This is a genomic window from Mucilaginibacter sp. HD30, assembly GCF_054061755.1.
In genome coordinates this window covers 3362072-3380715 of record NZ_JBSSEO010000001.1, presented here as the reverse complement: position 1 = coordinate 3380715, position 18644 = coordinate 3362072, and the positions used below count along the sequence as shown (strand labels likewise).

Sequence of the window (18644 nt, the reverse complement as noted above, 5' to 3'; positions counted from 1 at the left end):
GAATAAATGTAAGATTTGTACAAAGCGACACTAAATAGTTACAGCACTATTTTAAACAAATTATTACCTTAGTGCTGTAAACCAATATAAATCAATCTTATGAATTTCTGCAAATTTGCATTTGCTGCTTTAGTTATAGCGCTTGCCGGCTCTTCAACCCAAGCTCAAAGCCAAAAACCATTAATTACCGTAAAGACTATTGACCCGGCTTTTAACAAGTTGGTAAGCAAAACCGCCAAAGCCGAAATCATTGCAGAAGGCTTTGTTTGGTGCGAAGGGCCGGTATGGATAGAAAGCCATAAAATGCTGCTCTTCTCTGACGTTAAAACGAATAAAATATACAAGTGGACAAAAGAAAAAGGTAAAGAAGTTTATCTCGATCCGTCCGGCTATACCGGAAAAACACCTCGTGGCGGTGAACTTGGCTCAAACGGACTGGGTTTAAGCCCCGATGGAAAGCTGGTAATTTGCCAGGATGGTAACCGCGAGGTGGTTATAATGGATGCGCCATTTGACAAGCCTAAACCAAAATATAAAGCCTTAGCCGCCAACTACAATGGCTTAAAGTTTGACAGCCCTAATGACCTGGATTTTTTACCAAACGGCGATATTTATTTTACTGATCCTCCGTATGGCCTTGAGAAAAACGTTGATGATCCGTTGAAAGAAGCCCCTTATCAGGGCGTTTACCGCATAGCAAAAAAAGACGGTAAGGTTACGCTGCTTACAAAAGATATCACCCGACCTAACGGCCTGGCATTTTTCCCGGGTAAAAAAAGAGTGCTGATAGCCAATTCAGATCCGCTTAAACCAGATTGGTATGTTTACGACCTGGATAAAAACGGATTGCTGATCAACAAAAAAACCTTTTACACCGCCCAAATGCCTAAGGATACCTATAACGGCGTACCCGATGGTTTAAAGATAGACAGGCAAGGCAACGTATACGCTACCGGCCCGGGCGGCATATTTGTACTAAACAGCGCCGGTAAATTATTAGGTAAAATAGAGGTGGATGATCTGGCGTCAAACTGCAGTTTCTCTGCCGATCAGAAAACAATGTATGTTACCAATAATCACAGGGTAATAAAGATTGCGTTAAGGTAAGGTCTTGTCACTGGCAGATTGCCCAAAGGCGCGCTTATAAAATTAAACTATGGTAATATCTTCCCTTAAAAAAACAATACTTCTCATTAGCCTGTGCTGCATAAGTCTTTTTACATCGGCACAAGTAGTAAAGGAGCGGGCGACGCTCACGCCCAACTGGGTAAAATTATATAAGCCTTTCCGCATTGTAGGCAATCTCTATTACGTAGGAACGTATGATCTGGCCTGTTACCTGATAGTAACGCCGAATGGAAATATTTTGATCAACACCGGCTTGGCGGCTTCAACGCCCATTATAAAAGCCAATATTGAGGCCCTTGGCTTTAAGTTAGAAGACACCAAAATATTGCTTACTACCCATGCGCATTATGACCACGTAGGCGCTATGGCCGAAATTAAAAAGCTAACCGGCGCCAAAATGATGATCAACGAAGCCGATGCCAGCGTACTGGCAGATGGTGGCGTGACTGACTATGCCTACGGCGGCGAGTTCCCAAGTTTTGCACCGGTGAAGCCCGATGTTTTGTTAAAGGATGGCGATAAAGTTAAATTGGGTGGTATGGAGATCACTATTGTAAATAGCTATGGACACAGCAAGGGAGCAAACAGCTTTTTATTGAATGTTAAGGATGAAACCAAAACCTGGAAGGTGTTTATTGCCAATATGCCTACCATTATTGCTAACGAACCTTTTACGGCAGTGCCGGGTTATCCTAATATATCTGCCGACTACGCCCACACTTTAGCATCCTTGAAAGCGCAGACATTCGACCTTTGGCTGGCATCGCATGCTGATCAAATGAAAATGCACAGCAAGCGCAAACCCGATGACCCGTATAACCCCTCCGCATTTGCAGACCGCGCGGGCTTTGATGCCATTATAGCCGGGTTTGATGCGGCTTATCAGAGGAAGATAAAGCAGTAGCGTTTACAGGCGATATCAACCTAATCCGCTGGATTTATGGTTTGCTCATCCTGGCTTTGAATATTTTCCTTGCTTAACTCCTTTGGCTTATCGCTCGTCCCCGCCCCCTTAGTTATCTCGCAGACGAGCCTCTATTGGCGAAGAATTCACTTTACGGGCAAGAGAATATTTATCGATATTATTTAGATAGGCTTGCATTCCAAGGCTGTTAGCTTTCTTAAGCATGTTTTTTTCTAAGTACAGCTTCCTGTTTTTAACAATCAAGCCGGTGATCTCACAAGCTCTATGTCTATAATGGATTTTATTATAATTCGGAAAGAACCCGTTTACCAAAAGTATGTGTAGTATTTCGCTCTTACTAGATGTAAAATCATGTTTAGATGAAAAAGTTAGATCATCTACAAATGCAGTAAAAATTATATTTCTTTTAGCACAAATTTTTTCTAATAGCCCAGCTGTATACGCAAATGCAATGTTTGCTAGCGTACTTGATGTTGGCGCGCCTTGCGGTAAACATTGATTTAAAGTGCACATTTTAGTAATTATTCTGGCGTCCTCTAATAAAATGCCATGGTCGCATAGCGCGCAAAAGATCTGGCACTTACTTATATTGGTAAAAAAGTCCTTCAAATCAATTGTAAAAAAGTAATTTGATTCAATATGCTCGAGTGCATTTAGTATATTATTTTTAAACTTTACTGCACCGTACATGCACTTCGGTAGCTCCAAAACCTGCAAACGGGTGTTTATTTCTCGTTGTTTAAGTTTTAAAATTGGATTTGGAGCAAGGGTGACTCTTATCCTGGGCTCGCCATTTTCATCCAACTGCATCCTGCCAAATTTCATTTTAGGCTGTTCTTTCCTTGCATAAAATTTCTCCGGACAGGCGGACAATTTATGAATGAACTGATTTGACAACTTTAAATCTGATTGTAAAGGCATATTTAACAAAATGAACCGGGTCTAGAAAAGAGGAATGTTAACGCAGAGCACCATTTTTAGTAGTAATAATAACGTTAAGATATTGTTAAATGTCCTCTTCGTGCTAAGTTTGATGATCAAGGCTATCAAAATCCACTTTTCCGTTCTTGATAGTTGTTTGCAATTCTTTGCATACAGTTTTTGCAATTTTTTTCGAAAATGCTTTCGTTTTTTCATGATTTATGAGGGTTAATTCCGGGTTATTCCGGCCGCAGTAAATCACACCCGTCAACTTGGCAAATCAAGAACTCAGACCCGGGATAAATCATTATTTCTCGCTGCCTGCCGCAGGCAGCGAGATACCATCAAAGGCATTAATTAAAAAAGGTATAACGGAAAAACGAATTTGCAAAGAACTGATACGAATATATTTTATATCCTATAAATGCATCACATTGTTGATAATTATTAGTTATTAACAGCCTCCTGCTACAAGAAAATGTGTTTTAGCCATCCTTTGATGTGAAGGATAATTACGCCGTTAAATTTTCTACGTCAGAAATGATTACCTGCATAACAATGTCATAAACAAGAATGGAATTTATTAGTTAGAATTGCGGTCTGCAAGATAATTTATGAGAATCCTGCGGAAACAAAGGCATAGAAAAGTCTGGGTAAACTAATCAGTGGGATTTATTATCTGCTCACCCAGGCTTTGAATATCTTCCTTGCTTAACTCCTGTGGATTATCGCTCGTCCAAAGATACAGGGTGTCTTTGTAAACGGTAATAGTGCGGTCCTCAAATTGGATATCATATAGCGTTTTATCGCCCTCCACGTGCTCAGAAATCCGAACCGGGAATTGTTTGCCATTAAGAGATATGTTATAATCGTAGGTTTCCATGTGTAATCGTAAGCGTTTATTTGATGATTTAATAACAGCAATTACAAATGGTTGTTTGATTTGACCTATTTTGCTATTCACCCGTCGCCTAAAGAAGATGCTTTATTAGCGCAAAAGCGTTTCATTCGTTTTTTAAATGTCGCCGTTTTTCAATCGTTTAATAACCAACTAATTAGCTGTTTATTGCAGCTAAGTTCACTGACTTTAAAGTAGTTTCATTGTGTTTCACCATTAAAATGCAAGTGCCTAATATCTATTCCTTTATAAAAAATAGCGTTTCAAACGTTTCTATTATGTTATATATATCTGTGAAACGTATCTGCGTTAATTTAATATTAAATAAATATTACCAAAACGTTAAAATGATAATATACAAGCTATTGTTATTATGTGTAAGTTTAATTCTACAATCAATTTTAAACAAAGATGATCGGGCGTGCGGGCAAGCTTTTGGTGTTGTTGCTGATCATTACTTTTCCCTACGTTTATGGCCAAAGTAATGACAGGAGGCTGTGCTTTGAGTTTTACGAGGGTACCTTTAACAGCGAAATTAGCGCCGATCTTTTGGTTGATGTTCCGCAACGGCTAACCCAGCTAACAGTAAGGTCTTTTTATGCTGATTTAAATGCAGGCAACTATCGCCCGCTGGTTGATTCATTACTGTCGTTCAAAAAACGCTATCAACTAAACGATTGGCTTTATTATCAGCTGATCCGCAAAACAGCGCAGCTGTTAAGCCCTAAAGCTGATAACTATAGCCGTTACACTTTATACAAATGGTTTCTGCTTACTAAGTCAGGTTACGATGCCCGCCTGGCACTTACCCACGATAAGGTGATATTTTACGTTTATAATCGCGAGGATGTAGAGGACCTGCCGTTCTTTATGGTGGAGGGCAAAAAGTATGTTTGCCTTAACTGGCATGATTACGCCCGCGTAAATTTGAATGAAGACGCGCCCATACCGGTTAACATTGCCGTGCCCGGGGCGGAAAATGCTTTCTCCTATAAAATAGATAAAATGCCCGATCTGCGCCCTGCCGAGTATTTTGACAAGGAGCTGCAGTTTACCTATAAGCATAAGGTGTACTATTTCAACATAAAACTGAGCAAAGAGGTAGACGCCATTTTTAACAACTACCCTATAGTTGATTTTGCCAGTTACTTCAACATCCCACTGAGCAAGGAAACCTACGGTTCGCTAATTCCGACACTTAAACAGAACACCAAGAAAATGAGCCAGAAAAAAGGGATTGATTACCTGATGCGATTTACCCGCTACGCCTTTTTGTACGAAAATGATGAAGATAATTTTGGCAGGGAAAAGCGCCTTGCCCCCGAGGAAACCCTGTTTGCCAAATACAGTGATTGCGACGACCGTGCCGCGCTGTTTTTCTATTTGGTTAAAGAGGTGTATAATCTGCCCATGATTGCGCTTTTATACCCTACTCACATTACGATTGCTATACAATTTGATAAACCTGTGGGTACGCCAATAATGTATAAAGGCGTAGCCTATTCTGTTTGCGAACCAACCCCACAAAAAGAGGACCTTGGTATAGGACAGTTGTCAGCAAAATTAAAGAATGAGCCTTACAAAGTGGTTTATCAGTATGTGCCCAGGGTGCAGGGTTTATAGGCGTTATACAAACCTGTATTGAAGTATAGCGGTAACCGTCGGGGTAAGCATTTTGATGTCGTGCTCGGCATGTAAGGGTATCTCCAGGAAATCGCCCGCATTTAAAAACACCTCTTTGCCATCTATTGTACATTGACACTGTCCCTGTAAAATAAAAAAGCTTTCGGCGTAATTATTATGAGATTCGTCGGGAACGTCAACCTTGGCAACCACCAGCATTTGGGCAATTTTATCATTTTGCTGCAGCACCTGTATATTCAAACCTTCAAAAGGTTCGGTTGGCAGCAGGTGCTCCACTGCTTGCAGCCAGCTTAAGTAATTAGAGTAAGCATCTGTTGGTGGCAGGTTGTTAATGTCAAGCACCTGATTGCCGGCAAAGCCAAGACGGGCAAAAATTTTGTCTTTAAGTGGGGGCGGAGGATCTTTAGCTTTTTCTATTGCCATTTTTTCAATGGCAGCCTCAATGTTGTTCAACTCGTCCCGCAAGGCCGGATATTTTAAACAATAGCTTACAACCTGGTTAGCTTCGTCGCTATCCAGCAGGCCCAAACAATATTGTTCTAATACGCCGCTGTTTATATAATCCTGTAAATTCATTTTTAAAGGATGCAATCAATATTTAAAGCAAAAAGCATTTTGTTGCGGAAAAATACCTTCGGGGGTAAGGGATAATCGTGTTGCAACAAATATATAATATATTTACGTTTAAATCACCTCAAGCGTATCAGTATAAAATTTATATTTACCGTTGGCCTACCGCTAAAATGTACTTCATTCTTTCTAAACTTCTATTGTTTTTACTCATTCCGCTCAATTGGGTTTTGGCTCTGTTGATAATGGCGATTTTTAAACTTAATAAAACTAGTAGCCGGCGCTACATATTTGCAGGCTTAATATTGGTGTATGTTTTTAGCGTCCCTTTGTTATTTAAAGGATTTACCCGCTTATGGGATGTTAAACCAGGATCCATAAAAACGGACAGCGTAAAATATTCGGGTGTAATAGTTTTGGGCGGATTTTCTGGTGCAGGCGTTAACGGGGGCGGGCAGTTTAATCGCGCTTCCGACAGGTTCATAACAGCTACCTTGCTTTTAACTACAGGTAAAGCCGGGCACATATTGATAAGCGGAGGTAACGGCGAGTTAGTTCCGGGCGCCTATCGTGAGGCGCCGTGGGCAAAGCTGCAATTACAAAAACTGGGTATTGCAGATAGTTTGATCCTTACAGAAGGTAACTCTCGTAATACCATAGAGAACCTGGAGTTTTCAAAAAAGGTATTGCTCGCGCATAAATTAAAGCCGCCATATTTACTGGTTACATCTGCATTCCACATGCGTAGGTCACTAATGATCTGCAGGAAAAAGGGAATTGACGCAGTGCCGTATCCATGTAATTATTTAACTGATAACAGGCACCTTAAACTGACCGACGTAGTTCCACAGGCAGATGTGCTTTCCAGCTGGGAGTTTTATTTGAAGGAAGTAGTTGGCTACGTAGTGAATTACTTTTCTAAATGACGGCATTTTAATACCCCACGTATTGATAGCTAAATCCCTGGCTTACAACTTAATTTCCCCTCCCATCTATATAATCTAAGGGTGTTTCTGCCATATAAGAGAACTTTTTTATATGATTTTTTTAAAAAAGGCGTTTCAATAAAACATTTCACCCCTGAAAAACATTATTTACGCTTATGAATACAACATTGCACCGGGTTCGGTCAATTGATGCATTTCGTGCCGTTACCATGTTCCTGATGATATTTGTGAATGATATTGACGGGATGCCTAATACCCCACAATGGATACAACACGCGCACGAAAGCGCCGATGCACTCGGACTTGCCGACACCATATTTCCCGCTTTTTTGTTCATAGTGGGGCTGTCCATCCCCTTCGCTTTTCAAAACCGGTTAAATCAAGGCTATTACCGTATCCCGTGGCGAATTATTACGCGATCGGCCGCTATGATATTTATCGGTGTTTTCTTCACCAATGTAGAAACTTATAATGAAGAAGCCGCGCTACTTCCCCGTCCCGTGTGGGAAAGCCTGGGAACGCTCAGCATATTTTTCATTTTCTTAGATTATGACGAGACCAAACCAGCATGGCACAGGTACACCCTGCGTGGCATCGGGTTGTTATTGTTGTTGGTGTTATCCTGGGCATATAAAAGCACCGACCCTGCCCACCCCTGGCTGCATTTTACTTGGTGGGGCATATTGGGATTAATAGGCTGGGCCTACCTGGTTTGCGCGCTTATCTACTATTATTCCGATGGGCAGTTGTGGATCCAGGCCGCGGCCTGGCTGTTCTTTATGTTCTTCAATATTGATTTTCACTTTGGCTGGTTTGAATTTTTAAACCCCTTGAAAGATTATGTCTGGATAGCCGGCAATGGCGCTATGCAAGCCTTTACCATGGCAGGCGTATTTGTGGCCGTTTTATATATGCGCCTTGCCGAGCGTAATGAGCTAAAACTACTTTGGATTGGTATGCTGTTAATGGCAGTGATCCTATTCAACCTGGGCTTTATTATAAGATTCGTAAGCGGCGGCATCTCAAAAATACGCGATACCCCGGCTTGGGTTTTAATATGTACGGGCATAAGTCTGGTTGTATATGCCGTATTTATTTTTGTTGTTGATTTTAAAAAGAAGTATCACTGGTTTAAACCTATTGAACCGGCCGGGGTTGCCACTTTCACGGCCTATATAGTGCCGGGGCTGTTTTATCCTATGTACGAAATGATGAATATAGAATACCCGCAGTTATTGAGTCAGGGTACAGGTGGGCTGATAAAGTGCATTTTGTTTGCTTTAGCAATGATCGGGTTTACAGGCTTATTGCAACGGATAAATATCCGGCTTAAGATATAACAGCGTGCCGGGCACCTTAACAAATCATTGCTTAATTTGAGGTTTTTTATGGTATTTTTCGATCTTGTAAAACGGTTGGAATACAGGCCGATCAAACGTAAAAACCCATGACTGCAACTTTACCACGCGTACGTTCAATAGATGCATTTAGGGCGGTTATTATGGTCCTGATGATATTTGTGAATGATATTGAGGATATTCCGAATACACCACAGTGGATGCATCACGTTGCAGATGATGTTGATGGCCTTGGCTTAGCAGACATCATCTTCCCTGCGTTTTTGTTCATTGTGGGTCTATCTATTCCATTTGCACTTCAAAACCGTTCAGCAAAAAGCAGTAATTTGCCATTGCATATAATTAAGCGCTCCGCTGTACTTATGTTCTGGGGCTTCCTTTTTACCAACCTGGAAACTTACGATGAAGAGAACACACTAATACAGCGTGGCACGTGGCAGTACCTTGCCATAATCAGCATGTTTTTTATATTTCTTGATTACAGTTGGCTAAAACGCGCTTGGGTAAAATATGCGCTACAAGGTTTGGGCGTGGTATTGTTAGTGTTTTTGGCAGTGATATATAAAAGTGCGGATCCTGAAAATATATGGCTCCATTTTACATGGTGGGGTATTTTAGGTTTAATAGGCTGGGCTTACCTTTTTAGCGCTTTGATATATTGCTACTCGGCGGGAAGGCTTTGGATCCAGGTTGCTGTCTGGCTATTCTTTGTATTGTTCAACATTTTTTCTAAGATAGGACTTGCGGATTTTCTGGATCCGTTTTATCCATACGTATGGATAGCGGGCAATGGGGCCATGCAAGCTTTCGCAATGGCGGGTGTTGTTGTAGCCGTTTTTTACCGTATTGTGTTAAGCAATGGTAATATGCGCCTGTTTTGGTTTATTGTACCAGCGGCAGGTTTGTTACTTGCAATAATTGGCCTTGCCTTGCGCAACAGTACCGGGGGCATGTCAAAAGCACTTGAAACACCGGCCTGGGTTTTGGTTTGTACATGCCTTTGTTTATGGTGTTATTTGCTGTTTGTTTTTATTGTTGATGTAAATAAAAAATACAACTGGGTAAAGCCCATTGAAGCGGCAGGAATTGCCACACTTACCTGTTTTATGTTACCAGATATGTTTTATTCCTGGTTTGAAACCACCGACTTTGATTACCCGGATCTGGTAAAAAGCGGTGCCGGGGGTGTAGTTAGGGGTGTTGTTTTTGCCTTACTGACGGTTTGGGCAACGGCGATGCTATTAAAGATCAGGATCCGGCTTAAAATATAAAAGCGAATATATTTTTATTTTCAATAATTTCTGAAAGTTTAATATTGTTTTTATATTTGTTTATGAAAGCGGAAGTAATAGCCCTTGTGAACATTCATCGACTGATCCAACTGGCTGGCCTGGCGCAGCTAATACTGGCCCTTGGTAGTCTTGCAATCCCTAAATTACTCAACTGGCGGGGCAGCTTACTCAACACTACTAAGTTGATACAACAAATGTTTTGGACCTATGCGGCATACATTCTGGTCATTAACATTTGTTTCGGTTTATTATCTGTTTTCTGTTACCATGAACTTGCCAATGGTTCCCGGTTGGCAGTATTGATAAATGGTTTTATAGGTGTTTACTGGATCTCACGCCTTATCATTCAATTTTTTTATTTTGACAGAGCAGCTTTTCCGCAAGGCGGGTTTTACCTGGCGGGCGAGTTTTTGCTGGTTTTGGTTTTTGTGGCGCTGAGCGTTGTATATAGCTACGCTTTTATGTTTAATGCTTTTCTGCAATGAGTCACTATCCTGCAACGGTGATTAATTTGTTTTACCTGGCCCTTGTTTATTTTTTTTTATTGCTGATAGGGTATCCAGTAGCAAAACGAAACTTAGCATGGGTAGGATGGCTTTGCCTTGTACTGTGTGTTTCTGCTATGTGGCTGGTTTTTCGGCTGGAGCATCCGGTAATAAAGATGCTGGCTATAATTATTACAACCTTTACCGCTATGAAAATGGTTGTGGTTGCAGAAAGTTACCGCAATAAACCATTTAAGCTGAGTTTTTTTCAGTGGTTGGCATTTACGGCAGGCTGGGCGGGTATGCAACCAAAAGCCTTCGAAACCGTGTTCAGCAAAAACCTGCCAGGCGGCGGGCTGCTGATAAATCAAGGTGTTATTCGCATATTGATAGGCTTGTTATTAATAACATTGGCCCATCTTACAACAGATCTGGCCGGGAACACGCAGATTATAACAAATGGCTTATTGCTGGTTGGTTTAAGCTTGATTTTGCATTTTGGCATATTAACTGTTTCTGCCGGCTTATGGCGGTTTTTTGGGGCCGATACCTATCTGCTGTTCAGGCAGCCAGCTAAATCAAATAGTCTGGCTGAATTTTGGGGACGACGCTGGAACCTGGCTTTCATTGAAATGCTTTCTATTGCCGTTTTAAGGCCATTCAAAACAAAAATTGGTAACACAACTGCCGTGCTTGTTTCATTTTTACTTTCCGGTTTGTTGCACGAGATAGCAATTACATTGCCGGTAAACGCCGGCTTCGGCGGGCCAACCATTTATTTTATTATTCAGGGGATAGCTGTAGTGGCGGAGAAAAAAATGGAAGAACAAAACATCGCCCTAAGCAAAAACAAGCTTTTAGCAAAACTGTGGCTATTGTTTTGGTTGATAGTTCCTATCCGCTTTTTGTTCCCTGACGCTTTTATTGAGCAAATTGTACGGCCGTTGGCAAATCTAAATCCAATACTGAATACTGCCCCTTAGCTAAGCGGCAATTACCCTGTTTTTGCGCCCGAAAGCATTTTAAAAAAACGTTTTTCTGTATTATTATTTTTATCTACATTTGCAGGCTAATTGTTGCTCATTGAAATCGCTTAAAAAATATTCCATCCCGTATACCGGTCTGGCTTTAGGAAAGCATAAGTTTGAGTATGCTGTTGATGACGCTTTTTTTACCGAGTTTGAGTACTCGCTGGTAAAAACGGCCGACCTGAAATGTGAGATAGAATTGGAAAAGCAGGAAACAATGCTGATCCTGAATTTTCATATTGTTGGAACCATCGGCGCTACTTGCGATAAATGCCTGTCACAATATCCGCAGGTTATTGATGTGCAGGAGCAGCAGATAGCTAAGTTTAGCGTTGAAGAGCTGGGAGATGATGAAGATATCATCACGTTGAGTAAAAACGAACACGAGATTGCGCTTGCGGGCCTGATCTATGAATACATAAATGTTGCAGTGCCGTTTGTAACGGTTTGTGACGACGAGGGTAACACCCCGTATTGTGATAAAGATATGCTTGATAAGCTAAATAACTTATCGGCAGGTAATGAACAAAATGAGAGTCCGGACCCACGATGGGAAGCACTCAAAAAATTAAATAAATAACAGGAAGTTATGCCACATCCAAAACGTAAAATATCCAAATCAAGAAGAGACAAGCGTAGAACTCATGATAAAGCTGTCGCTCCAACATTAACTACTTGCAAAACAACTGGCGCAGTGCATTTATCGCACAGAGCTTATACTGTTGATGGTAACGTATACTACAACGGCAAATTGCTGATAGAAAAAACTGCAGTAGCTTAATTTCCATTTTCCGCGTATGAAAATTGGACTAGATATTATGGGCGGTGATTTCGCTCCAAAGGCTGCGGTTTTAGGAGCAATCAAAGCATATAAGGTCTTAACAGGTCATACGTTGGTACTTATTGGCGATAAGGAAGCTGCGTTAAGCATCCTTGCCGAGCATGGAGTTAGTGCCGACAATTTTGAATTTGTTCATACTACCGAGGTGATCGGTATGGGCGAACACCCTACCAAGGCTATAGTTCAAAAACCAGATTCAAGCATAAGCGTTGGCTTTAACCTGCTTAAGCAGGGCGCAATACAGGCATTTTCGTCGGCTGGTAACACAGGCGCAATGCTGGTAGGCTCCATGTTTAGCGTTAAGGCAATTCCGGGCGTGATTAGGCCTGCTATAACTACTATTGTACCCAAACTGAAAAACGGTTTGGGTATTTTGTTGGATGTAGGCGCTAACGCAGATTGCAAACCAGATGTACTGGTGCAATTTGGTGTGTTGGGCAGCCTGATGGCCGAAAGCGTTTATAAGATAGCTAACCCAAAGGTTGCGCTGATGAATATTGGCGAGGAGGAGGAAAAAGGCAATTTGCTTTGCCAGGCCACCTATCCGTTAATGAAGCAAACTAAGCTGTTTAACTTTGTTGGCAATGCCGAAGGCCGCGATTTGTTTAGTGACCATGCCGATGTTTATGTGTGTGATGGGTTTACGGGCAATATCATTTTAAAATTGGCCGAATCTTTTTACGGCATATCCCGCAAAAAAGGAATAAAAGACGATTTTTTTGACCGGTTTAATTATGAGCAATATGGTGGAAGCCCAATTTTGGGTGTTAATGCGCCGGTAGTTGTGGGCCACGGCATTTCAAATGACGAGGCAATAAAAAACATGGTACTGTTATCAAAAGATATGGTTGAAGGCGATCTGGTGAATAAAATAGCCGGAGCTTTCCAATAAAAATATATTTATGAGTAAAATTACTGCAGCAATTACCGCTGTGCATGGCTACGCGCCAGATTATGTACTCACTAACGAGGAGTTATCTACAATGGTGGAAACCAATGATGAATGGATAACTACCCGTACAGGTATTAAGGAACGCCGCATTTTAAAAGGCGAAGGATTGGGTTCTTCTGATCTTGCTGTTCCTGCCGTTAACGCCTTATTAAAAAAACGAGGTATTGGTGCGGATGAGATCGATCTGATCATTTTTTGCACTACTACACCCGATATGCCTTTCCCGGCAACCGCAAATCTTTTTGCACATAAAATTGGAGCCGTTAACGCCTGGGGGTTTGACTTGCAGGCAGCTTGTTCCGGCTTTGTTTTTGGCCTGGCTACCGGTGCCCAGTTTATTGAAACAGGTAAGCACAAAAAGGTATTAATTGTTGGCGCTGATAAAATGTCGTCAATTGTAGATTACCAGGACCGCGCTACCTGTATTATTTTTGGCGATGGTTGTGGTGCTGCCCTGCTTGAACCCAATTATGAAGGTTTAGGCGTTATCGATTCTATTATGAAAAGCGATGGCGCAGGTATTCCTTTTCTGCACATGAAAGCAGGCGGATCTGTAAAGCCGGCAAGCCACGAAACCATTGACGCCCGCGAACATTATGCTTATCAGGAAGGTAAATCTGTATTTAAATTTGCGGTGACCAATATGGCCGATGTTTCTGCCGAAATAATGGAACGCAATAATCTTACCGGCGACGATGTTGCCTGGTTGGTACCACATCAGGCCAATAAACGTATTATTGATGCTACCGCATCGCGCATGAATATTGGCGAAGATAAAGTGATAATAAATATTGAACGCTACGGAAATACAACCAATGCTACTATACCCCTTTGCCTTTGGGAGTGGGAAGATAAGTTTAAAAAAGGCGATAACCTGATATTGGCTGCTTTTGGCGGTGGATTTACCTGGGGTTCGCTTTACTTAAAATGGGCTTATTGATGTGCGGATATGCAAATGTGCGGATGTGCAGATGCGTGGATTGCAGACATTAATTATTCCTATACCGGCTAAACTTTAAAATATAAAAGTTGTTAATTATCAATAACCTAAAGTAAAAAATTCATCTGCAAATTTGCACATTTGCATATCTGCACATCAGTTGAAATATGGATATTAAACAAATACAAGAACTTATACGCTTTGTTGCAAAATCGGGCGTTAACGAAGTTGCTATAGAACAGCAAGACTTTAAGATCACTATTAAAACCAACCAGGCCCAAACTATAGTTAATGCTACGGTGCCGCAGGTACAGCAAGCACCTGTAGCGGCACCGGCGTTACCTCAGACACCGCCAGCAGCCCCGGCGGCAGCTGTTGAAGACACTTCGAACTATATAACTATCAAATCGCCTATGATAGGCACGTTCTATCGTTCTGCATCGCCTGATAAGCCACTATTTGTTAGCGTTGGCGATGAGATCAAAGCCGGAACAGTAGTTTGCATTATTGAGGCTATGAAGCTGTTTAATGAAATTGAGTCAGAAATATCAGGTCGCGTAGTAAAAATACTGGTTGATAATGCATCACCTGTTGAATACGACCAACCTTTATTTTTGGTAGAACCTATTTAATGATGTGCAAATGTGCAGATGAGTAGATGTGCAAATACCTTGCGCATCTAAAAACATCTGCACATTTGCATATCTGCACATTTGCACATTAACTATCATGTTTAAAAAAATACTTATAGCTAACCGTGGCGAAATTGCCCTGCGAATTATCCGCACCTGTAAGGAAATGGGTATTAAAACCGTAGCTGTATATTCTACTGCTGATCGTGACAGCCTTCACGTTCGTTTTGCCGACGAGGCCGTTTGTATAGGCCCGCCGCCAAGTAAAGACTCTTATCTAAGCATTCCAAATCTTATATCAGCTGCCGAATTAACCAATGCCGATGCGATCCATCCGGGTTATGGTTTCTTATCAGAAAATGCAAAGTTCTCTTCTATTTGTGCCGATTACGGTATAAAATTTATAGGCGCTACTGCAGATCAGATCAACGCCATGGGCGATAAAGCTTCGGCTAAAGAAACCATGAAAAAAGCGGGAGTACCCACTATTCCAGGATCGGAAGGTTTGTTAACCGACTTTAAGCAAGGTATTGCCATCGCAAAAAAAATTGGGTATCCGGTAATATTAAAGGCTACCGCAGGTGGTGGTGGTCGTGGTATGCGTGTGGTTTGGAAAGATGAAGAATTTGAAGCGGCCTGGGATTCGGCCCGTGCAGAATCAGGTGCAGCATTTGGTAATGACGGCATGTATCTTGAAAAATACGTTCAGGATCCGCGCCACATTGAGATACAGATCGTAGGTGACCAATATGGCAAAGTTTGCCATTTATCAGAACGCGATTGCTCAATCCAGCGTCGTCACCAAAAGCTGGTAGAAGAAGCACCATCTCCGTTCATGACCGAAAAATTGCGGAAAAAAATGGGCGAAGCTGCCATTAAAGGCGCCAAAGCCGTTAAATATGAAGGCGCAGGTACCGTAGAGTTTTTGGTTGATAAAGACCGTAACTTCTACTTTATGGAGATGAATACCCGTATACAAGTAGAGCATCCGGTTACCGAAGAGGTAATAAATTTCGACCTGATAAAAGAGCAGATAAAGGTGGCATCGGGTATACCTATTTCCGGCAAAAACTATGAGCCAACTATGCATGCCATAGAGTGTCGTATCAATGCTGAAGATCCTTATAACAACTTCCGTCCTTCACCAGGTAAAATAACCAACTTCCACTCACCCGGCGGGCATGGTGTGCGTATAGATACGCATGTTTATAGTGGTTATGTTATTCCGCCTAACTACGACTCAATGATAGCAAAGGTTATTTGCGTGGCGCAAACCCGCGATGAAGCCCTTAGCACCATGGAGCGCGCTTTAAGCGAGTTTGTTATTGAAGGTGTTAAAACTACTATCCCTTTCCATTTAAAGTTGTTGCAAGACCCCAACTTCCGTGCGGGAAACTTTACCACCAAGTTTATGGAAACCTTTGAATACTAAGGTAAAGGGATTATTACCAAACAAAATAAAACTACAAGCGGCAGTATATACGTTAATGCGTAATATTGACACATAAAAATGGCCAACAAACTATTTAACGCAATAAAAGACAAGGGTAAGAACCTGGAATCGGAAATGTCATTTTTCGAGCATCTGGAGGCCTTGCGCTGGCATTTGATACGGGCTGTTATTGCCCTAGTGATCTTTACATCCCTTGCTTTTTATTTTGAGGACTTTCTGATAAACACAGTTATTTTCGGCCCCAGGTACAAAACATTTTGGACCTACAGTGTGCTGTGTGAAATTGGCAACGCGCTGAAAATGGACGGATGGTGTTTTGAAGGTTTTACCGACAAAATGGTAGTTACGGAAGTAGGCGCTAAGTTTAACCTGGTAATGAATTCGTGTATAACGGCTGGGCTGGTGTTTGCCATTCCCTACTTTTTGTATGAAGTGTGGCGATTTATAAAGCCTGCGCTTCATGAAAAAGAACGAAAAGCAGCGTCAGGATTTGTTTTCTATGCGTCGGCTTTGTTTTTGCTGGGTGTATTATTTGGGTATTACATTGTGTCCCCAATGTCAATAAGGTTTTTGATCGGGTTTGAAGTGAGCGACCAAATAGACACAATGATACGTGTGGATTCTTACCTGTCTACACTAACCACTTTAACGCTCGGTTCGGGTTTGGTGTTTGAACTGCCTATATTAATTTACCTGCTTGCCAGTCTTGGTATATTAAATGCTGGTTTAATGCGCCGTACGCGCCGTTATGCTATCATCATCATCTTAATAATAGCCGCCATTATTACACCAACACCTGACATGATCACCATGAGCGTTGTTGCGGTGCCATTGCTTTTTCTTTATGAAATAGGTATTTGGGTAGCTGCGGGTGTAGACAGAAGACGTGGAAAGAAAAGCGAAGAGTTGATGAGTTCTTAAAAATACAATCTATTTTAATTGAACAGCGATGAGATGATATCTCATCGCTGTTTCTGTTTTTTATAACAAAACAGCTACCTTAGCGTTAATTAACTGATTTTATGAAAAAGACTCTTTTACTACTAACCCTTTCGGGGTTTGTTATTAGCGCATACGCGCAGAAAAATCCAACTGCTGTAAAATATTCAAAAATTGTAAGTGCGGAATTAGCCAGAAAGCATCTTACAATAATTGCTTCCGACGAGTTTGAGGGCCGCGAGACGGGCAAACCCGGCGCTGAAAAAGCTGCACAATACATTGCTGCCGAGTTTAAAGCATTAGGCTTATTACCTGCGGCAAAGGGCTCCTATTTTCTTGACGTTCCGATTGTGGAGCCCGCCTTTACAGTAAACGCATTAACTGCCAACGGCAAAAGCTACACTATTGGTACCGATTTTTCGGCTACCGGAAATACCGGCGTTAAAACTTTAACCGCCGGCGATTTTGTCTTTATAGGATATGGAATAGGTGCTGATGCTTACGATGACCTTAAAAGTACAGACATAACCGGCAAAGTGGTGTTGTATATTAATACCGGCGAGCCAGTTAGTAACGGCATATTCAAAATAACAGGTACCGATAAAACATCAAACTGGAGTACCGACCGTAGCCGTCGCATTCAGTTTATCCAAAGTAAAAAACCTGCCTTGGTCTTGGCGGTAAATCCTGCGGGTGGCGTGGTAAGGCGATCTAACGGTGCAAGAATGACGCTTAAAGTTGAAAGTGTTTCTGCCCCCGTTTATACCATAACACCGGCTATGGCAAATGATCTGCTTAAGCCAACCGGAAAAACCATTACACAGTTTAAGCAAGAACTTGATGCCAACGGCACGCCGCAAACGCAAACTGTTAAAGCTGATTTTTCTACAACGTACACAGGTACAGAAAAAGCTGTAAAAGCAGTTGACGTGGTGGGTGTTTTACCGGGCCGCGACGCTAAACTTAAAAACGAATATTTAGTAGTATCTGCGCATTATGACCACATTGGCATGCTGCCCGAAGGTACCAAAGGCGACCGTATAAATAATGGCGCAGATGATGACGGATCTGGTACTACGGCTATGTTAGAGATTGCCCGTGCTTTTTCGCAAGCTAAAAAAGCCGGTAAAGGCCCACTCAGAAGTATTTTGTTTTTAGGTAACGTGGGCGAAGAGAAAGGGCTACTGGGCTCTGAGTATTACTCTGAGCACCCGGTTGTACCAATGGAAAGTACCATTGCTGACCTTAATATTGATATGATAGGCCGTGTAGGCGAGGAGTATGTTGGTAAACCCGACTCTGCAAATACAGTTTATGTTATTGGTTCGTCTATGCTAAGCTCTGATCTGCATAAAGTTGGTGAGAATGCCAATAATACCTACACCAAACTAAATTTAGACTACAAATATGACGATCCTAACGATCCTAACAGGTTTTACTATCGTTCAGATCACTATAACTTTGCCAAGCACAATGTGCCTATTATATTTTATTTTAACGGGGTACATAAGGACTACCATGGCCTTGGCGACGAAGTGAGTAAGATCAACTTCCCATTGTTGGCCAAGCGTGCACAACTGGTTTATTTTACAGCCTGGGATTTAGTCAATGCAGCTAAACGGCCGGTTGTTGACAGCAAGAGCAACCGTTAATTTAAAGATATATTATAAAACAGCCATTCTCTTCCCCGG

General features: G+C 41.7%; 19 protein-coding genes. 16 read left to right on the top strand and 3 right to left on the bottom strand.

Annotation, left to right across the window (positions count from 1 at the left end):
• The first annotated feature begins 99 nt into the window (after positions 1-99).
• Together ACVW2L_RS16120 and bla are read left to right on the top strand one after the other, a co-directional pair.
• Positions 100-1107, top strand: coding sequence for an SMP-30/gluconolactonase/LRE family protein (locus ACVW2L_RS16120; protein ID WP_457128982.1), 1008 nt, complete (start codon positions 100-102; stop codon positions 1105-1107).
• 49 nt (positions 1108-1156) lie between these two features.
• A complete protein-coding gene (gene bla, locus ACVW2L_RS16115) occupies positions 1157-2032 on the top strand; it encodes a subclass B3 metallo-beta-lactamase (RefSeq protein ID WP_457128981.1) in 876 nt (291 codons plus the stop codon).
• 108 nt (positions 2033-2140) lie between these two features.
• Here the strand turns inward: bla and ACVW2L_RS16110 are convergent, their stop codons facing one another.
• Together ACVW2L_RS16110 and ACVW2L_RS16105 are read right to left on the bottom strand one after the other, a co-directional pair.
• Positions 2141-2974 (bottom strand): reverse transcriptase family protein, encoded by an 834-nt coding sequence (locus tag ACVW2L_RS16110; RefSeq protein ID WP_457128980.1) that lies wholly within the window; start codon positions 2972-2974, stop codon positions 2141-2143.
• Positions 2975-3632: 658 nt separating this feature from the next.
• A complete protein-coding gene (locus ACVW2L_RS16105; protein WP_457128979.1) occupies positions 3633-3857 on the bottom strand; it encodes a hypothetical protein in 225 nt (74 codons plus the stop codon).
• Between the two features lie 426 nt (positions 3858-4283).
• On the opposite strand from ACVW2L_RS16105, the gene ACVW2L_RS16100 reads away from it, so the two are divergent.
• Positions 4284-5495: a hypothetical protein gene (locus ACVW2L_RS16100; RefSeq protein WP_457128978.1), complete on the top strand. Its 1212-nt coding sequence runs from the start codon at positions 4284-4286 to the stop codon at positions 5493-5495.
• A 3-nt stretch (positions 5496-5498) separates the two neighbouring features.
• On the opposite strand, the gene ACVW2L_RS16095 is transcribed toward ACVW2L_RS16100, so the two are convergent.
• The gene (locus ACVW2L_RS16095) at positions 5499-6092 is read right to left on the bottom strand and encodes a cupin domain-containing protein (RefSeq protein ID WP_457128977.1); all 594 of its coding nucleotides are present in this window, start codon (positions 6090-6092) and stop codon (positions 5499-5501) included.
• 239 nt (positions 6093-6331) lie between these two features.
• Here ACVW2L_RS16095 and ACVW2L_RS16090 point away from each other — a divergent pair, with 239 nt between their 5' ends.
• The 13 genes from ACVW2L_RS16090 (at position 6332) to ACVW2L_RS16030 (ending at position 18605) form a co-directional block, all read left to right on the top strand.
• Entirely contained in the window at positions 6332-7012 is a 681-nt protein-coding gene (locus tag ACVW2L_RS16090; RefSeq protein WP_457128976.1) for a YdcF family protein, read from the top strand.
• A 176-nt stretch (positions 7013-7188) separates the two neighbouring features.
• Positions 7189-8373, top strand: coding sequence for a heparan-alpha-glucosaminide N-acetyltransferase domain-containing protein (locus ACVW2L_RS16085; RefSeq protein WP_457128975.1), 1185 nt, complete (start codon positions 7189-7191; stop codon positions 8371-8373).
• 107 nt (positions 8374-8480) lie between these two features.
• Positions 8481-9662, top strand: coding sequence for a DUF5009 domain-containing protein (locus ACVW2L_RS16080; protein WP_457128974.1), 1182 nt, complete (start codon positions 8481-8483; stop codon positions 9660-9662).
• A 62-nt stretch (positions 9663-9724) separates the two neighbouring features.
• A complete protein-coding gene (locus ACVW2L_RS16075; protein ID WP_457128973.1) occupies positions 9725-10168 on the top strand; it encodes a hypothetical protein in 444 nt (147 codons plus the stop codon).
• Entirely contained in the window at positions 10165-11151 is a 987-nt protein-coding gene (locus ACVW2L_RS16070) for an MBOAT family protein (protein ID WP_457128972.1), read from the top strand. The genes ACVW2L_RS16075 and ACVW2L_RS16070 overlap by 4 nt, the downstream gene beginning before the upstream one ends.
• A gap of 100 nt (positions 11152-11251) precedes the next feature.
• A complete protein-coding gene (locus ACVW2L_RS16065; protein WP_457128971.1) occupies positions 11252-11776 on the top strand; it encodes a YceD family protein in 525 nt (174 codons plus the stop codon).
• 9 nt (positions 11777-11785) lie between these two features.
• Positions 11786-11977 carry a 50S ribosomal protein L32 gene (gene rpmF / locus ACVW2L_RS16060; RefSeq protein WP_294796132.1) on the top strand — a complete coding sequence of 64 codons (192 nt, stop codon included), beginning with the start codon at positions 11786-11788 and terminating at the stop codon, positions 11975-11977.
• 16 nt (positions 11978-11993) lie between these two features.
• Complete coding sequence (plsX, locus tag ACVW2L_RS16055; RefSeq protein WP_457128970.1) at positions 11994-12929, top strand: phosphate acyltransferase PlsX; 936 nt, start codon at positions 11994-11996, stop codon at positions 12927-12929.
• A gap of 10 nt (positions 12930-12939) precedes the next feature.
• The gene (locus tag ACVW2L_RS16050) at positions 12940-13929 is read left to right on the top strand and encodes a beta-ketoacyl-ACP synthase III (protein WP_457128969.1); all 990 of its coding nucleotides are present in this window, start codon (positions 12940-12942) and stop codon (positions 13927-13929) included.
• A gap of 167 nt (positions 13930-14096) precedes the next feature.
• A complete protein-coding gene (accB, locus tag ACVW2L_RS16045; protein ID WP_457128968.1) occupies positions 14097-14561 on the top strand; it encodes an acetyl-CoA carboxylase biotin carboxyl carrier protein in 465 nt (154 codons plus the stop codon).
• Positions 14562-14658: 97 nt separating this feature from the next.
• The gene (gene accC, locus ACVW2L_RS16040) at positions 14659-15993 is read left to right on the top strand and encodes an acetyl-CoA carboxylase biotin carboxylase subunit (protein ID WP_457128967.1); all 1335 of its coding nucleotides are present in this window, start codon (positions 14659-14661) and stop codon (positions 15991-15993) included.
• A gap of 78 nt (positions 15994-16071) precedes the next feature.
• Positions 16072-16935, top strand: coding sequence for a twin-arginine translocase subunit TatC (gene tatC, locus ACVW2L_RS16035; RefSeq protein WP_457128966.1), 864 nt, complete (start codon positions 16072-16074; stop codon positions 16933-16935).
• A 101-nt stretch (positions 16936-17036) separates the two neighbouring features.
• Entirely contained in the window at positions 17037-18605 is a 1569-nt protein-coding gene (locus tag ACVW2L_RS16030; RefSeq protein WP_457128965.1) for a M28 family peptidase, read from the top strand.
• Positions 18606-18644: the final 39 nt, after the last annotated feature.

Bases quoted from the DNA above. Each gene is read 5' to 3' on its own strand.
- ACVW2L_RS16120 (WP_457128982.1), top strand. From the start codon at position 100: ATGAATTTCTGCAAATTTGCATTTGCTGCTTTAGTTATAGCGCTTGCC.
- bla (WP_457128981.1), top strand. From the start codon at position 1,157: ATGGTAATATCTTCCCTTAAAAAAACAATACTTCTCATTAGCCTGTGC.
- ACVW2L_RS16110 (WP_457128980.1), bottom strand. From the start codon at position 2,974: ATGCCTTTACAATCAGATTTAAAGTTGTCAAATCAGTTCATTCATAAA.
- ACVW2L_RS16105 (WP_457128979.1), bottom strand. From the start codon at position 3,857: ATGGAAACCTACGATTATAACATATCTCTTAATGGCAAACAATTCCCG.
- ACVW2L_RS16100 (WP_457128978.1), top strand. From the start codon at position 4,284: ATGATCGGGCGTGCGGGCAAGCTTTTGGTGTTGTTGCTGATCATTACT.
- ACVW2L_RS16095 (WP_457128977.1), bottom strand. From the start codon at position 6,092: ATGAATTTACAGGATTATATAAACAGCGGCGTATTAGAACAATATTGT.
- ACVW2L_RS16090 (WP_457128976.1), top strand. From the start codon at position 6,332: ATGGCGATTTTTAAACTTAATAAAACTAGTAGCCGGCGCTACATATTT.
- ACVW2L_RS16085 (WP_457128975.1), top strand. From the start codon at position 7,189: ATGAATACAACATTGCACCGGGTTCGGTCAATTGATGCATTTCGTGCC.
- ACVW2L_RS16080 (WP_457128974.1), top strand. From the start codon at position 8,481: ATGACTGCAACTTTACCACGCGTACGTTCAATAGATGCATTTAGGGCG.
- ACVW2L_RS16075 (WP_457128973.1), top strand. From the start codon at position 9,725: ATGAAAGCGGAAGTAATAGCCCTTGTGAACATTCATCGACTGATCCAA.
- ACVW2L_RS16070 (WP_457128972.1), top strand. From the start codon at position 10,165: ATGAGTCACTATCCTGCAACGGTGATTAATTTGTTTTACCTGGCCCTT.
- rpmF (WP_294796132.1), top strand. From the start codon at position 11,786: ATGCCACATCCAAAACGTAAAATATCCAAATCAAGAAGAGACAAGCGT.
- plsX (WP_457128970.1), top strand. From the start codon at position 11,994: ATGAAAATTGGACTAGATATTATGGGCGGTGATTTCGCTCCAAAGGCT.
- ACVW2L_RS16050 (WP_457128969.1), top strand. From the start codon at position 12,940: ATGAGTAAAATTACTGCAGCAATTACCGCTGTGCATGGCTACGCGCCA.
- accB (WP_457128968.1), top strand. From the start codon at position 14,097: ATGGATATTAAACAAATACAAGAACTTATACGCTTTGTTGCAAAATCG.
- accC (WP_457128967.1), top strand. From the start codon at position 14,659: ATGTTTAAAAAAATACTTATAGCTAACCGTGGCGAAATTGCCCTGCGA.
- tatC (WP_457128966.1), top strand. From the start codon at position 16,072: ATGGCCAACAAACTATTTAACGCAATAAAAGACAAGGGTAAGAACCTG.
- ACVW2L_RS16030 (WP_457128965.1), top strand. From the start codon at position 17,037: ATGAAAAAGACTCTTTTACTACTAACCCTTTCGGGGTTTGTTATTAGC.